The organism is Psychrobacter sp. UBA2514 (assembly GCF_002341255.1).
Lineage (GTDB): Bacteria > Pseudomonadota > Gammaproteobacteria > Pseudomonadales > Moraxellaceae > Psychrobacter > Psychrobacter pacificensis.
The window spans coordinates 26,712-42,539 of record NZ_DDNS01000007.1 but is presented as its reverse complement, the minus strand read 5'-3'; the positions used below and the strand labels follow the sequence as shown (position 1 = coordinate 42,539).

Annotated in this window: 16 protein-coding genes; 13 read left to right on the top strand and 3 right to left on the bottom strand. The window is 44.0% G+C overall.

Features of this window, described 5'->3' with window-relative positions; all coding sequences use genetic code 11:
• Positions 1 to 4: 4 nt before the first annotated feature.
• The 11 genes from B3V51_RS02025 to B3V51_RS01975 all read left to right on the top strand — a co-directional run bounded on the left by B3V51_RS02025 (position 5) and on the right by B3V51_RS01975 (position 7,143).
• The gene (locus B3V51_RS02025; RefSeq protein WP_212563986.1) at positions 5 to 925 is read left to right on the top strand and encodes a nicotinate-nicotinamide nucleotide adenylyltransferase; all 921 of its coding nucleotides are present in this window, start codon (positions 5 to 7) and stop codon (positions 923 to 925) included.
• 131 nt (positions 926 to 1,056) lie between these two features.
• Positions 1,057 to 1,470: a ribosome silencing factor gene (gene rsfS / locus B3V51_RS02020; RefSeq protein WP_071002442.1), complete on the top strand. Its 414-nt coding sequence runs from the start codon at positions 1,057 to 1,059 to the stop codon at positions 1,468 to 1,470.
• A gap of 210 nt (positions 1,471 to 1,680) precedes the next feature.
• Positions 1,681 to 2,409 (top strand): MOSC domain-containing protein, encoded by a 729-nt coding sequence (locus B3V51_RS02015; protein WP_156770981.1) that lies wholly within the window; start codon positions 1,681 to 1,683, stop codon positions 2,407 to 2,409.
• 213 nt (positions 2,410 to 2,622) lie between these two features.
• A complete protein-coding gene (locus tag B3V51_RS02010; protein ID WP_071002444.1) occupies positions 2,623 to 2,883 on the top strand; it encodes a type II toxin-antitoxin system HicA family toxin in 261 nt (86 codons plus the stop codon).
• Positions 2,876 to 3,373, top strand: a complete 498-nt coding sequence (locus B3V51_RS02005) for a type II toxin-antitoxin system HicB family antitoxin (protein WP_071002446.1) — start codon at positions 2,876 to 2,878, stop codon at positions 3,371 to 3,373. Before B3V51_RS02010 ends, B3V51_RS02005 begins: the two co-directional genes overlap by 8 nt.
• A gap of 14 nt (positions 3,374 to 3,387) precedes the next feature.
• Positions 3,388 to 3,636, top strand: a complete 249-nt coding sequence (locus tag B3V51_RS02000; protein ID WP_071002448.1) for a hypothetical protein — start codon at positions 3,388 to 3,390, stop codon at positions 3,634 to 3,636.
• Positions 3,637 to 3,732: 96 nt separating this feature from the next.
• Positions 3,733 to 4,620 carry an N-acetylmuramoyl-L-alanine amidase gene (locus B3V51_RS01995; RefSeq protein WP_071002450.1) on the top strand — a complete coding sequence of 296 codons (888 nt, stop codon included), beginning with the start codon at positions 3,733 to 3,735 and terminating at the stop codon, positions 4,618 to 4,620.
• Positions 4,621 to 4,791: 171 nt separating this feature from the next.
• The gene (locus tag B3V51_RS01990; protein ID WP_286707869.1) at positions 4,792 to 5,538 is read left to right on the top strand and encodes a pyridoxine 5'-phosphate synthase; all 747 of its coding nucleotides are present in this window, start codon (positions 4,792 to 4,794) and stop codon (positions 5,536 to 5,538) included.
• Positions 5,539 to 5,563: 25 nt separating this feature from the next.
• A complete protein-coding gene (locus B3V51_RS01985) occupies positions 5,564 to 6,313 on the top strand; it encodes a type 1 glutamine amidotransferase (RefSeq protein WP_212563990.1) in 750 nt (249 codons plus the stop codon).
• A 15-nt stretch (positions 6,314 to 6,328) separates the two neighbouring features.
• Complete coding sequence (locus B3V51_RS01980; RefSeq protein WP_212563991.1) at positions 6,329 to 6,532, top strand: hypothetical protein; 204 nt, start codon at positions 6,329 to 6,331, stop codon at positions 6,530 to 6,532.
• Positions 6,533 to 6,603: 71 nt separating this feature from the next.
• On the top strand, positions 6,604 to 7,143 hold the full coding sequence (locus tag B3V51_RS01975; RefSeq protein WP_212563992.1) for an MltR family transcriptional regulator: 540 nt from the start codon (positions 6,604 to 6,606) through the stop codon (positions 7,141 to 7,143).
• 76 nt (positions 7,144 to 7,219) lie between these two features.
• On the opposite strand, the gene purL is transcribed toward B3V51_RS01975, so the two are convergent.
• Complete coding sequence (purL, locus tag B3V51_RS01970; RefSeq protein ID WP_212563993.1) at positions 7,220 to 11,209, bottom strand: phosphoribosylformylglycinamidine synthase; 3,990 nt, start codon at positions 11,207 to 11,209, stop codon at positions 7,220 to 7,222.
• Positions 11,210 to 11,651: 442 nt separating this feature from the next.
• Here purL and B3V51_RS01965 point away from each other — a divergent pair, with 442 nt between their 5' ends.
• Both B3V51_RS01965 and B3V51_RS01960 read left to right on the top strand, forming a co-directional pair.
• A complete protein-coding gene (locus B3V51_RS01965; protein WP_212563994.1) occupies positions 11,652 to 12,146 on the top strand; it encodes a pyridoxamine 5'-phosphate oxidase family protein in 495 nt (164 codons plus the stop codon).
• Between the two features lie 345 nt (positions 12,147 to 12,491).
• Positions 12,492 to 12,986, top strand: coding sequence for a pyridoxamine 5'-phosphate oxidase family protein (locus B3V51_RS01960; protein WP_186475228.1), 495 nt, complete (start codon positions 12,492 to 12,494; stop codon positions 12,984 to 12,986).
• 99 nt (positions 12,987 to 13,085) lie between these two features.
• On the opposite strand, the gene pgsA is transcribed toward B3V51_RS01960, so the two are convergent.
• Both pgsA and B3V51_RS01950 read right to left on the bottom strand, forming a co-directional pair.
• Positions 13,086 to 13,766: a CDP-diacylglycerol--glycerol-3-phosphate 3-phosphatidyltransferase gene (pgsA, locus tag B3V51_RS01955; protein ID WP_071003712.1), complete on the bottom strand. Its 681-nt coding sequence runs from the start codon at positions 13,764 to 13,766 to the stop codon at positions 13,086 to 13,088.
• Between the two features lie 674 nt (positions 13,767 to 14,440).
• Complete coding sequence (locus B3V51_RS01950) at positions 14,441 to 15,604, bottom strand: NAD(P)/FAD-dependent oxidoreductase (RefSeq protein WP_212563995.1); 1,164 nt, start codon at positions 15,602 to 15,604, stop codon at positions 14,441 to 14,443.
• Between the last annotated feature and the right edge of the window lie 224 nt (positions 15,605 to 15,828).

Genomic DNA, 15,828 nt, shown 5'->3' with positions numbered 1-15,828 from the left:
ATTTATGCCAAATACGAGCAATAACTCTCACGAAAAGATCTCTGCCCCTGCCATCCGTGCCTATCTTGGCGGCTCGTTTGATCCGGTACATAATGGTCACCTAGAAGTGGCTCTACACGCCTATCAGGACTTGTTGCCAATCGCAAAGCAGCAAAACCGCCCCTTGCACGTTTCATTATTACCCAATGCGCGCTCGCCATTTAAAACGCAGAGCACTGACCCTAAACACCGCTTAGCCATGCTAAAGCTGGCAGTACAAGACACACTGATACAAGTCAATGAGCTTGAGCTATGGCAAGCGCCGCCTGTCTATACAATCGACACTGTACGCGCACTCAGACAACAGTACCCTTATGACTGTTTAATATTTATCATGGGTATGGACAGCGCGCGCAGTTTGGATAAATGGAAAGACGGGTTAGGACTCACTGATTATGTCAATCTGTGGATCTTTAATCGTGAGGATAGCGATCATATTAATGGTAGAGTTTCTGACAGGGCGACATCATTTGAAAACCCTATATCGACCTCGCAATATCTAGCAACCTTGCAATCGCAACTGCCGCTACCTTTACAATCACATGTAACCGACTCACCGATTGAGCTATTCACTCCAATTGCTCGATGCTTGGTAGATAGCTTAGAAACAGATGGCACTGACTTGAAAAGCGCTATGAAAGGACGCATTTATATAGATACGCGACCGATCACTGCCGTATCAAGCACGCAAATACGCGAACAACTACACATATTGGCGACTGAAACAAATAAAATGCCCGTCCCTGACAGGCAAGTCGCATCTATCGCAGCAATAAATGATATTATGAGCAATACTCACCCCAATTCATTAGCTAAATGGCTCAATCCTGCCGTTTATCACTATATTATCGCCCATCAGCTATATTCTGCTGCTCAATTCCGTTAAAATCGCCTTATCTATGTCATTTTGCCTATCCTGTCTCTATACGTGACTGACGACATATGATCAGTCGAATCAGACAAATTGACGTTTTACCCCTTTATTTTTAATAGTTACGATTGAAGAGATTAAAATTTATGATCAACACCATGACCGAAGAACGCTTAACCGTGTGCTTAAACATTGTACAAAGCGCGCTAGATGATATGAAAGCAAAGAACATCACTGTAATGAATGTAGAAGACTTAACTGACGTCACCGAGCGTATCGTCATCGCTGATGGTACCTCAAAACGTCATGTACGCGCGATGGCGGATAGCGTCGGCGCTGAAGTCAAACAAGCGGGCTTTATGCCGCTTGGCCGCGAAGGCGGTATCGACTCTGACTGGACACTGATTGACTTGGGCGCGGTTGTCGTTCATATCATGACCCCACAAGCGCGTGAGTTCTATGACTTAGAAGGCCTATGGTCATCACCGGATCAGTTGGCTGAGCTGGTCGCCACACCGCGTGAAAAGAAAACTGCTGGTCGTCGCAACAAGAACAAATAAGATTATTGAGTACAATAATCGCGTCATACTAAAAGCATAAGACCAAAAGACCAGAATCGTTATTTTGGTCTTTTTTTGTGCCGATATTTGGGGATACGCGTCATGATAATGCCTGATTAAATAGATAATTGCTGCAGAGGTTGCTATCATCTTTATCAATCACCATTGCCCAATTTTTGTTTTGATCTCAATGCTCATTAAGGATTGTCCATGTCTTCTACTCACCGCTCAAACCCTGAGATTAACCTACCCTTGCATGTGGCAAACGTAGTATGTGTCCGCGCAGGCAAAGCCATGCCCTTTACCCGTGATGAGATGAGCGCCATTGATAAAGCGCCCATTACAGCACCCGTCGCCGTCAATTTTATGGGATTGACCACTGACGAGCAAGCCGATCGCAAACATCATGGCGGCCCGCTCAAAGCCGTGCATCAACTGCCAATGGCCACTTATGAAAAAATCAATACAGAGTTTGACCTAAAAGTACGTATCGGTACGCTCGGAGAAAACCTCACCACTGAAACTGTTAATGGCTTGCCTGAGATGGATGAGTCTAACGTCTGTATTGGCGACGTTTATCAGTATGGCGACGACAAAATAAACGGTGAAGGTAGCGTGCAGCTGCGCATCGTCCAACCACGCCGCCCGTGCTACAAAATCAACGACCAAATCGGCCAATTTACCAAAGTGCCCAATATTGCAGCATGGGTCAGCAAGCAAGGTATCTCAGGCTGGTATTTTGAAGTAGTGCGTGATGGCATCATTAACGCGGATTTACCGGTCTATTTGGTAGAGCGTCCCTATCCGTTTGCCACGCTAGAGGCGCTATGGCAACTGGCTAATTCAAAAGAAAAACATGACGCTGAAGTGATTGAGCCTTGGCTAGCTATTGAGTGTTTGGAGGAGAGTTGGAAGTCTGTGCTTCGGAAAAAGATTTGAACAACTAAGAAAAAATATATCACTAAGCCATTTTAATGCACATTATATTTCGAAAATCAATATAGTATTTTAAGATCGAATTTTGTAAACTATTATCAATAATCCATATATTGTGCTTATAAGGTTCTTAAATACAATATATTGTAAACGCTCTCTTTATCTTAAAACGCAACTATAAAGTAGTTGCAAAACTCGTGTGCAGTTAGGTACTATATGTCTAAGTCAGAAAAACTTATAAAACGCTTTAGAACTGTTCCTACAGATTTCACATGGGATGAATTTGTTAAGCTGTTGTCTTTGCATGATTATCAGTTAGCGAAAGGTAGCGGTTCTAGAAGAAAGTTCATTAATAAAAGAACTGGCTTATCTATGAGTTTCCATGAACCTCATCCACAATCGATCATGAAGAGGTGCTATATACGTCAAGTTATTCAGCACTTTGATGATAATAAGGTATGGTCAAATAATGGCTAATAAACAATACTTCTCTTATAAAGGTTATACTGGTTCAATAGAGGTCAGTACAGAAGATTTATGCCTTTTTGGCAAAATTCAAATGATTCAAGACCTTGTTATGTACGATGGTGAAAATTTAGAAGAGTTAAAATTATCTTTTGAGTCTGCTGTCGATGAATATTTAGAGATGTGCGCAGAAGAAAATAAATGTCCTGATAAACCTTGTAGCGGTACCTTCAATGTTCGTATGTCAGAAAGTATGCATCGAAAAAGTATTCATGAATCTAATATTTTAGGTATTACTTTAAATAGTTTCATTTCCAAATGTGTGACAAACTATTTTGAAGAGAATACTCTAAAAGATAGTTATATATTTGTCGATAAAGATACGTTTATAGAACAATTCACTCATCCTAAAAGTTACTCTACAGTAGGTTCAGAAATTGATTTCGATTACGAATATTCAATTGAGCCTAAAACATTTACTGTTTCACAAGCCATACAGTAATAGAGGTAAAAGTTATGACTAAAGATAGCAATGCTAAAGCTTTATATACAATGACTGAGTTAACAGAACTTATTTTAAGAAATGAAGAAATTACTGAAGGACATTATTTAGCAGTTATAGTTCCAGATATAACGGGTGGACAGATAAAATCAAATACTGAAGACAAATCTACCCAAGGATTAATAATTGAATTTAATGCTATAAATCTAATAAAAGTAAACGAGAATACTGAAAATGCTGTTGATGCTAGTTGTTTAACATAATAGAAAGCTTGAAAAATTTTTAGTAAATAGAAGGTGAACTTTTTAGTTCACCTTTTTTGTATTTAATACATTATATGTTTCAGAAAAGAGCATGTCATGGCAAAAAACTTTACCGCTTTAGCATTAGCGACCTTCTTATCGCTACCTTTGATAGGCTGTATCACCACTCCCAAAGCGCAGATGGCGACGACCGAATCCTTCGTTATCGATAGCGACACTTATCAATCGACTGGCAAAAGCCAGCGCATCAAAACCATCGTCCTACACTACACCGTCTCAGACAATGAGCGCTCGATAAAGACTTTGACCACAGGCAATGTCAGCGCGCACTATCTGGTCTTAGACAATGACGATGACAAAATCTATAACCTCGTACCTGAGAGCGAGCGCGCTTGGCATGCCGGCGACGGCGGTTTTGCCGGTCGAACGATCCTGAATGACACGTCTATCGGTATTGAGATCGTCAATAAAGGTATCAAACCTCAATATCGAAACGTCCTCAAAAATAGCGAGCTTGACTATCATCCCTACTCGCATTTCGTCGAATTTGATGAGCTACAAATCAAAAAAGTCGCGCAATTGGTGCAAGATATTGCGCAGCGGTATGACATCTCTCCCAAAAACATCATCGGTCACGCGGACCTTGCCCCCTCGCGCAAGATCGACCCCGGTGCGAAGTTCCCTTGGCAGCGATTGCATGATGATTACGGTATTGGCGCTTGGTATGATGAAGCCGATAAGCAAGAAATTATGAATCGGCGTACCTTGGTCGCGCCAAGCGTGCAGGAGATCAAGCAAGCTTTTCGCAAATACGGCTATCAAATCAATAATAGCGACGAGTGGGACAAGCCCAGCCGCGATGTCATCTATGCGTTTCAATTGCATTTCCGGCCGCTAAAGCCAACAGGCATCATGGATATCGAGACCTATGCGATATTGCAGGCGCTCAATATGAAGTATGCTAGTCGGGATGATTTTTATTGAAGCGATACAAATATAGGCAGTTTAAAAAGATAACTGGCGCGACTGGCATGAATTTTTCGCAGCCTCTGTCAGCGTAGACACAGCACACCAGAAAACTCATACCAGTCAAGCGTGATAACATAAGGTCTATGTTTTATTATCGGACATAACAACAATGAAAAAGGACATATTATGAGCACCCTATTTAGTGTCAATTTAAACAAACTCGCCTTAATCAGAAACTCTCGTGGCACAGATTATCCCAATCTGCTGTACTTTGTAAAAAAGCTGATTGATCTAGGAGTTAAAGGCTTTACCGTGCATCCGCGACCTGATGAACGTCATATCAGATACCAAGATGTCTATGATATCAGTGAGTATCTCAAAGATTATCAAGATATCGAATTTAATATCGAAGGCAATCCGAATGAACAATTTTTAAAACTCATTCGCGAGGTCAAACCGCATCAATGCACCCTCGTACCCGATAGTGAAGACCAGCTGACCTCTGACCACGGCTTTGATATTATCAAATATAGCGACATGCTGTCCAAACTCAGCCATGAGCTTGAAGGCTTTGGCACACGCTGCGCCGTATTTATCGACCCTGATATCGAGCAGATTAAAGCCGTCATCGCTAGCGATGTGCAAACGATAGAGATGTATACCGAAGAATGGGCGCGCGCCTACAATAATGGTAAGAACGATTGCAATATTGATTTCGACGAGGTCAAGCAACGCTTTAGCGATTGTATTACCCTCGCCAGTGATAACGGCATTCGCGTCAATGCTGGTCATGATTTGAATTTAGACAATTTAGCCGATTTGCTAAGCCTTGGTGATATCGCGGAGGTGTCGATTGGTCATGCCTTTACTATTGAATCGCTAGAGCAAGGCATGGATAACGTCGTGCGTCAGTATTTGCAGATTTGTGAATAGAACGTTTTGATAAAAGAGGTACGTTATGAGCTTACGTATTCACGCGCTGTTTCATACCGATTATGCGGATCTAAGCTTTATCAAACAGTGGGCACGCGCGCATAACCATCCGATCACCGTTAGTCGCTCCTACGATAACGACAATCTGCCAACGCTGGATAGCTTTGATTGGCTCATCGTGATGGGTGGGCCAATGAGCGTTCATGATGAGGATAAATATTCTTGGCTCATTAAAGAAAAGCGGCTGATAAAACAAGCCGTTGATGCCGGTAAAACAGTCATTGGCATTTGCTTAGGCGCGCAAATCATCGCGCATTGTTTGGGCGCTGAGGTGAAACCGTCTGGAATCAAAGAGATTGGCTGGTTACCGATGCAATTGACCGAAGCAGGTCAAGCGCATCCATTATTACAAGATCTACCCAAAGACTTTACGGTGTTTCACTGGCGCGGCGAAGGTTTTGACTGTCCCAAAGGCGCAAGCATTATTGCTGAGACGCAGGCTTGGGCAAATCAAGGCTTTATCTATCAAACGCCAAAACATAAAGCGCGTGGCACTTGGGTACTCGCTTGGCAATGTCACTTTGAAGTCACCAAAGAGAGCTTACCGAAGATGGTCTCCAATGGTAATACGGCTATTCAAAGTGGACTGAAAGACTATCCCGAAACGGTACAAGCACCGGATGAGATATTAGCGCTAGGCGATAAATATATCGAAGAAAATAACGCCAGACTTGCCACTATGTTTAATCGAATAGCATCGTCAGCAAATAAATAGTATAAGGAGTCAGTGATGAGTCATTCACAGCAAGATGAACAACAAAAACTTGAAGCGTATCTAGAAGCCAAGGCTAAAGAAGAGCAGGAAAATCAGCAACAACAAGAAAGTGAATCGCTGTCTGAATATGAGGCTTGTGTGCTTAGGGAGAGTGCTCGGGTAAAGGAGTTGATGGCTGAGGCTCAGAAGAAAACTAATCAGCGTTCAGAGAATGAATAGTTAGATGAAAATACATTTGAAATATTAATTGAAAGATAACTCCTTAACTTTTGAAAAGTCAGGACTATGTAATGAAAAGTCAAGAATACTTAGCACTTGAACAAATGATTGCTTCAGCAAATATAGAATCTGATAGAGGTTGTGCACTTATACTTTCGTCAAACTTAGAGAATAGACTAGGCAATTTTATAAAAAGACTGTGTATAAATTTACCGAAAGAGATAGAAAAGAAGTTATTTTCTGGAACAAGTAGTTTTTCTACATTTTCTTCTAGAATAGATATTTGCTATGCCCTAGGACACATCGGTGAAAAAGAATATCGTGATTTAAACTTAATTCGAAAAATTCGTAATGAGTTCGCGCATACCGAGGGTGAACTTACATTTGAATCTCATTCCATTAAGTCTCGTTGTTCTGAATTTAACTTGGTCAAGGAAGCCGAAACAGATCATCCTTCATTGGTGCACCATTTTTCTAAACCGAGAGACAAGTTTCAGATTCTAGTTTTCAGTTTATGTCTTACTATTTTAGATCGTAGTGAGAAGTTATCTAATAAAAGACCAATTACACCTACATCGAACTTTATACTTCCTAAAAACAATGCTAAGTAGTTGAAACCCCAAACACAAAAAAGGTGAGCATTACGCCCACCTTTTTTTATTACCTCAAACAATATTCTAAACTATCCTAACGCAACCAAGCCCGCGCGTTACGGAACATACGCATCCACGCGCCGTCCTCATCCCATTCTTCTGGTTTCCAGCTATGGTTATAGGCTTTTAGATTACGCTCAGGGTGCGGCATCATAATCGTGACGCGACCATCGGTGCTACACAGACCCGTGACACCGCCGAGCGAACCGTTTGGATTGAGCGGATACGTCTCAGTTGGATGACCTTGGCTATCGACATAACGCATCGCAAGCTGACCGTGTTTTGCCATACCGTCGATCTCGGTATTGTCCAGCGTGGCATAGCCTTCACCATGCGCCACCGCGATTGGCAAGATGCTGTCTTGCATGCCTTTGAACAAGATGGACTTGGTGCGCTCAACTTTGACGTTGACCGTACGCGCTTCAAATCGTGCCGACTCATTTGCGATAAAGCGTGGGAAGTTTTCTGCACCTGGAATGAGGTCTTTAAGCTGCGCCATCATCTGACAGCCGTTACAGACACCCAAGCTAAAGGTATCAGGACGGGCAAAGAAGCGCACAAACTGCATGCGTAGCTCGTCATGGAACAAGATAGAGTTCGCCCAGCCAGAGCCTGCGCCGAGGACGTCACCATAACTAAAGCCGCCGCAAGCGACCAGACCATCGAAATCACGTAGATTGACGCGACCACTCAGTAGATCGCTCATATGTACATCGACCGCTTCAAAGCCAGCTTGGGTAAAGCCTGCTGCCATTTCCGTCTGACCGTTGACACCTTGCTCGCGGAGGATTGCGACTCTTGGCTTGTCTTCACGACTGTTCAGATATGGCGTCTCGATCTTTTGATTGAGATCGAAGTTTGGCGCAGCGATAAGACCTTTATGATTAGTATCGGCAATCAAGTCATACTCTTGTTGCACGCATGCTGGATTATCACGGCGGCGCGCGATTTGATAACTGACTTGACTCCACTGCTGTTGCAGCTCGCTGCGGCTAAATCTAAGCGTTTTATCGCCTTGATGTAGCGGCGTTTGGATAATGAGGCTATCTTCCTCAGTGCTTTGTCCGACGAGGCTAAGCATATCGCTGACATTGTATTCGTCCGCTAGCGCCACTAAAGCGGCAACGTTCTCTGGCATGACTTGGATGACCGCGCCCAGCTCCTCACTGAACAGTTGACCGAGTAAGTTGTCATCATCTAATGACAGCTTGATACCTTGGCGGCTGGTGAACTGCATCTCTGCGATGGTCGCTAATAGACCGCCATCACCGATATCGTGATAAGCGCTGATGACGCCTTGCGCGTTGCCCGCTTGCACAAAGTTAAAGAAGTCGATCAAATCACTTGGCTGCTCTAGATCTGGGCAGTCGTTACCTAGTTGGCTAAGCGTTTGCGCAAGGATCGAACCGCCTAGACGCAATTTACCTTTAGATAGGTCAATACGGTAGAACGCGCTGTCACCATTGATTAGCTCAGGGGTTAGCGTTTTTGCGACGTCAACGACAGGAGCAAACGCAGTCACAACCAAACTCATTGGCGAGACGACTGATTTGTCAGCGCCCTCTTCATCAGTCCAGTTAGCACGCATAGATAGCGAGTCTTTACCAACAGGGATGGCGATACCGAGTGCTGGGCACAGCTCTTCACCGATTGCATGTACTGCATCGAATAGTGCCGCATCTTCTGCATCATCACCGCATGCTGCCATCCAGTTCGCTGACATGGTGATATCAGACAACTGAGCGATACGCGCGCCCGCGATGTTAGTAATCGCTTCGCCGACCGCTAGACGCGCAGAGGCTTTTGGATTGATAAGGGCAACAGGCGTACGCTCGCCGACACTCATGGCTTCACCAGTCATCGGCTGACCATCTAGCGCCACTAAGCCTGACGCCGTCACCGCACAATCTGATACAGGCACTTGATAGCGTCCCACATACTGATCACGCACGACCATACCGGTGATAGAACGGTCACCAATGCTAATCAAGAATGATTTGCTCGCCACGGTTGGGTGACGCAATACATCGGTAATTGACTCGGCTAGATTAACTTCACCAAGCTCTAATGCTGGTAACGTGCTATCAGTACGCTCAAAGCTACGCTGCATTTTTGGTGTACCGCCGAGTAGTACTTGCATCGGCATATCGACTGGTTGCTCAGCTAATAGCTCGTCATCAACGATGAGCTGACGGATATCCGTCGCCGCGCCCAAGATGGCATATGGACAGCGCTCACGGGCACAGATGGCATCGAACTGATCTTTGCTCTCTGGACGAATCGCCAGCACATAACGCTCTTGCGCCTCATTAGACCAGATGGCCATTGGCGACATGCCCGCTTCTAACGATGGGATCTTACGCAAGTTCAGATGCGCGCCCATTTCATGGTCGTTGACCAGCTCAGGCATGGCGTTTGACAGACCGCCCGCGCCCACATCATGGATCGAGACGATAGGGTTGTTGTCCGAATTGTCATTGCCGTCTTTGTCCGCGCCAGCTAAGGCCCAGCAGCGATCGATGACTTCTTGACAGCGACGCTCCATCTCAGCGTTATCGCGCTGGACTGAGGCAAAGTCCAAGCCTTCATCAAGCTCGCCACTATCGACCGATGAGGCCGCGCCGCCGCCCAGACCGATTTGCATCGCAGGGCCACCCAAGACGATAAGCAAATCACCTTTTTTAATCGCATTTTTTTCAATCAGATTGCGTTTGATATTGCCGTAACCACCTGCCAGCATGATGGGCTTATGATAGCCGCGCATCTCGCTACCGTCTTTTGCCGTAGATGTATCTAGCTGAAAGCTGCGGAAATAACCGCATAGGTTTGGACGACCAAACTCGTTTGAGAAGTTGGCGCTACCTAATGGGGCATCAAGCATAATCTCAAGGCTGGTTGCCATACGGTCTGGCGTACCATAGGCTTGCGTGCTCAGTTGGCCTGACTGCTCCCATTTCTCGGACAGCTCTGGGATATGCAAGTGTGACACATGGAATCCTGCTAGACCCGCTTTTGGCTTACCGCCACGACCTGTCGCACCTTCATCACGAATCTCACCGCCAGAACCCGTTGCTGCACCTGAATACGGAGCAATTGCCGTTGGGTGATTGTGCGTCTCAACCTTCATCAAGATATCGATGTCTTCTTGATGGAATCCATAAGGATGGATTGAATTGGCATCCATCGCATCCGTTGGGATAGGATAAAAACGCATACCATCAGATCCAGCCATCACAGCGGCGTTGTCTTTATAGGCTGATAAGATACCTTGTGGATTCGACTGATAGGTGTTTTTGATCATTTGGAATAGTGATTTTGGCTGCACCTCACCATCAACGGTCCACTGGGCATTAAAGATCTTATGACGGCAATGCTCTGAGTTCGCCTGTGCAAACATCATCAGCTCAACGTCCGTTGGATTGCGACCTAATTCATTGACATACGCATTCATCAGATAGTCGATATCTTCGCTGGATAACGCAAAACCGAACTCGGTATTGGCCGACTCTAGCGCTGACTGACCTTGTCCGATGACATCGATATGATTCAGTGAGGCTGGCGCTTGATCGTCAAACAATTTGCTGACATCGCTCAAGTCATAAACCAAGCTCTGAGTCATACGGTCAAACAATAACTGCTCAGCGGCAGCGGGTAGCTTGTTGTCAGCCGCTTCATTCTCAAGTGTTAGCGTGTAAACCACGACACGCTCAACACGGTTGATCTCGATTTCACAGTTATTGAATATATCGGTGGCTTTACTTGCCCATGGTGAGATGGTGCCAAAGCGCGGCGCAACGATCACTTGCAGTTGGTTGTCTTGTGGCGTGGTAAGCGCAATCGCTTCTTTGATCCCAAACAAGTCTAAGGATTTTTTGTGCTCATCACCGCTCAATTCGCGTGAGAGTACATACACTTGCTGAGTACTTATTTGACTAACATTTAGCTTGGTTTTTTGCTGGAACTGACTGATGAGTTGCTGCGTCTGAAAATCGGTAAGAAACGGTTGTCCGGCGATGGTCATCATAAAGGCATAATCCGTAAGATCAAGGCATCTCTGCCATGCTAAGTAAATGGTCTGGGTATTATAACAAGAAGACCTATAATAAGCAGGTTTAAACCAAGATAAATTGCTGATAACTGATACGGTGTCGCCGCTAACTACATGCTCAATAACACAATCAATCAATTCAATAATCCGCCCATGAGTGTTTAGCCCATGAATGTTTAGATAGCATTCACATACAGTGACGACACTCGGCGTCGCAATTTTTACCTAACCCTCATACTCCTTACAAACACTCACATCGCATTACTGGCCACCTATATAAATGTAGGACCGCTAATCGGTATTCTAGTTCCAGTTGTTAAGGCGATGTTTTTAAAAGATGAATTACATCTACCTTGAATAAAAATGATTACTACAAACAATTAACTTTCTAATCACTATAAAGAAAAGGAAATCCTCTATGAATAAGCAAGAACAAATCGACAAAATTCAAAACGTTATTAAAGATGTAAAATTTGCGATGTTAAGCACCGTCAATAGTAAAGGTGACGTACATGCGTGGCCAATGACAACCAGCGAAGCGAGTATCGGTGGTAAAGAAATTTGGTTCATCGGTGATAAAACCTCAGATGTGGTCAAAGACATTCAGAACAATCAAAAAATTGGTCTGTCTTATGCTTCTAAAGATGAAAAAGACTATGTCTCTGTCAGCGCCAATGCTGAGTTACCAACGGATAAAAACAAATTAGAAGAACTATGGTCACCAGTCTACAATGCATTTTTTGAACATGGTAAAGAAGATCCAAACGTACAGTTAATCAAGGTCGTTCCACATGGCGTTGAGTGCTGGTTAGGTGGCAGCTCTACTATCAATATGTTCAAAATGGCAGCAGCAGCCCTACAAGATGGCAAAACCGCCGAAGATATCGGTGAGCAGTTCGAAATATCGCTATAGTTTAGAAGCCATATATAACTTCATTTGGCTCAGATAAGCCTACGGTTACTGAGTCGCCCAAAACGTCAATATGCCTCGGTTTATTGGCGTTTTTTATTGCCTTATTTTTGGTAAGGTTATTTTTAGACAGTATTTTTTGATTGATAAATCATCTACTGAATAAAATCACGCAGATAATTACAAACTTTCACAGGGTATTACAGACCAGCTGTATCGTTCTATTAGGTGATATCGCTATATTGATAACTGTTAATAGGCGTCATTGACCACCTTATCAGTACTCTAGATCACTCTTACCGAATAATAATTTTTACTCCAAATTTTAAATAGTAAAGGATAACTACGATGAGCAAGCAACAACAAATGGACACCATCCAAGCCATGGTAAAAGACATCAAATATACGATGATGACCACGCGCACCAGTGAGAACCATCTTCACTCATGCCCCATGAATACCACCGAGACCAGTATTGGTGCCAAAGAAATTTGGTTTATCGGTCACAGCCCTTGTGAGACCATCGATAACATCAAAAACGATCCACAAGTCAATTTGGCCTATGTCAGCCAAGACAACAAACAATATCTGTCTATCACTGGTAAAGCGGAGCTGGTAGATGATAAAGACAAGTTAGATGAGCTGTGGTCGCCTATGTACAATGCGTATTTTGAAAAAGGCAAAGAGGACCCACGCGTTCAGCTAATCAAAGTCACCCCACATGGCGCTGAGTACTGGGCAAATGGTAATGCCATCACTAGTGCTGTCAAAATGGCGGCGGCGGCAGTGACAGATAATGCCATTGAAAAGAGCTTGGGTGAGAATTTTTCGATAGAGCTGTAATGCTTCAATCTTTAAAACAGTAAGAATAGACAAATAAAAAACGCCAGTCGCATGAGCCACTGGCGTTTTTTATGCAGGTTACGATTGTTTGTCTTACTATTAGCCGCTTTGCTTCAAATAAGGCCACGCAGCTTTGAGATAAATCATCATTGACCAAAGCGTCAATATCACCGCGGCGACCATCAGCGCATAACCGACCGTCTCAAGCGACTCCCAGTTTAATAACAGTACTGTAATCGCTATCATCTGAAAGGTCGTTTTTAATTTGCCCACATAGGACACAGCGACACTGGTTCGGTTGCCAAGCTCTGCCATCCACTCGCGCAATGCGGATACAGCGATCTCACGTGAGATGATGACGATCGCAGCGATTGCCATAATAATATTGGGATGCCATTGCACCAAAACGATCAAGGCCGCCGCCACCATCAGCTTGTCAGCAACTGGGTCCAAAAAGCGTCCAAACGCTGACATGACATTCAGCTTACGAGCAAAGTAACCATCTAGCCAATCGGTAATTGCTGCAATAATAAAGACGCTGGTTAATAATAAATGGCGCAATAGGCTATCGCTAAACTCACTCATCCCCACTCGCGCAATGACGTTGTCTGAGATTGCAGGCATACCGATGCCCATAGCAGGTGGCCAGTACGCAATCGCAACAAACAACGGAATCATCAAGATACGAGCAATCGTAAGATTGTTGGGCAAGTTAAAAATACTTTTAGTATTTTGCGAACTTGACGGCTCCTGCGTGTGCAAATGCGTGCTCTCAGTCATGGCAAACCCAGTGTAATATCGACATAATAATGGCAGATAGCTTAGCATTTTTCCGTCATGCCGTCATGCCATCTCTTTAATGATTGAATGATTCAAACTATCAACATCGAGTCATTCGTTTCATAATGATATAACCCATTGAAATCATTTGTATCTTTTATTAAAAGCATTATAAAATTCTTAAAAACAATCTGCTACCTAATGTAACGTCCTATTATGTATAGGGCTCGATAGTTGGTCACAGGCTGTTTACTTATCTGCGTCTTTCTTCTTACTTCCCAATGACAGAGTCTATGCTGTGATCGTGCAGCCGAGTATTTTTACAAAGTAATATACTGTAACCAAAATAACCAAATAGCAAGCAACTGAGTTATGATATCAACTGTCACAAAACACTTGTACACTTAAATATGTAAGCAAATATATGTACCCATTGTATTGGTTATTATTGCCCTAATAAATAACGGTATAGAAAGATAATAATGACAACAAGTCATGACCACGGAGTCTGTCGTCAATCTCCACAGCCCGTTTTCCTCAGCCCACAGCACCTCCTCTGTGGGCTTTTTTTTGCCTCGCTATTTATAACAGGTTCAAATCTCGATGCCTATCGCTATAAACACGTAAAAACCTCTCTAGCGATTGGCAGCCGATAGATTCAGCCAGCAATCAACTCATATAGATCGTGCCCTATAGACTGCCTCTACTGTCTGCCGAGCTACCTGATAGCAGCTTTCGATATTGCCGCGTGCGCACCAGTCACCACTGACCATCCACTGTCTGGTTTCATCGACTAAGATACCTAGCTCTTTAGTATCTGTATCTATTATAGTAGCCGCATAGCGCCAGCGATGACAATCTGTTTGGCTTGGAGCACTATCTTTGTCCCAGTTTAAGGCTTGCTGCGCTGCCATTAATAACGCGGCTTTGACTGTCTCCAAATCATCATCGACGTGGACTTGTGACCAGTCATTACGCGCATGAATGGTGATGCTTGGTAATAGCTCATCACGAGCGGGTTTATGATGTTCAATAAATATTCTATCGAGTACCTCACTATTTAAATAAGCAACATCCCACTGCGGTGCTGTTTGAGAGTTCAATGTTTCAGGTAATTCTTGGGTATTGTCCCAACCGAGCATCAACGTATAGCAGGCCTGCATCTGCGGCTGAGTGATGTTAACTTGCTGACTAAACCCACTGTCTGCCATCAGCTCTACTGCCTGACCGTTTGGTGCAGTACAAATGACCCAGTCAAACCAACCAAGACTATTCCCTGTCTCGTCAAATAGCTCAGTTTTTTTATTATTTGAGTGAATAGTATGCTCATCCAGCGGAGCCACACGCGTCTTAAACACTATGTTTGTGTGCCTGAGCCCAGCGGCCAACTCACGTCCCCAACTGCTCATTTTTGGTGTGCTGATATAGCGCGCATGCACGGTATCCCACTGCTCTTTACTTTGGATATCAGGCGATTGACCATTATCATTCGCGGGCGTGAGCTCGACCACGTTGGCACACCATGGCTGTAGCAGCCCAGTATCTAGCCAAGGGACGATAAACTGCTGAAAACTATCAGTCTTTGCCGTAAAGAACTGTGCACCAAATGCCCATTGCCAGTTTTTACCTGTGTCACTGTCGGTACGATAGCGCGTCGCTAACCGGCCAACACTACGCGACTTTTCAAAAATAGTGATTTGCGGTGTATTGGATAGATCGTGTGTCTGATTTGAGGCGCGTTCTAGTAGTGTCGCGGTTAGCAGTCCTGTCAGACCACCACCGATGATCGCGATTTTTGGTAAAGATTTATCCGTTGAGAGCAAAGTATGATCAGTCATAATGACAGGAAACCTTATCGAGTATTTATGAGTCGCTACCATCTATAAATGGCAAAACGATCTCTTATATGGCGGGCAACTAGTGGGTAGCAATGTTCATTGACCATTGATATTGAATCGTCAAAACGCCGCAATATCAATATCGTCTGCGTAAAAAAGCCATGCTATTCACAATAACATGGCTTTTATTTGACGTTGCTGAACGGATATCAAAGTTGAAATAG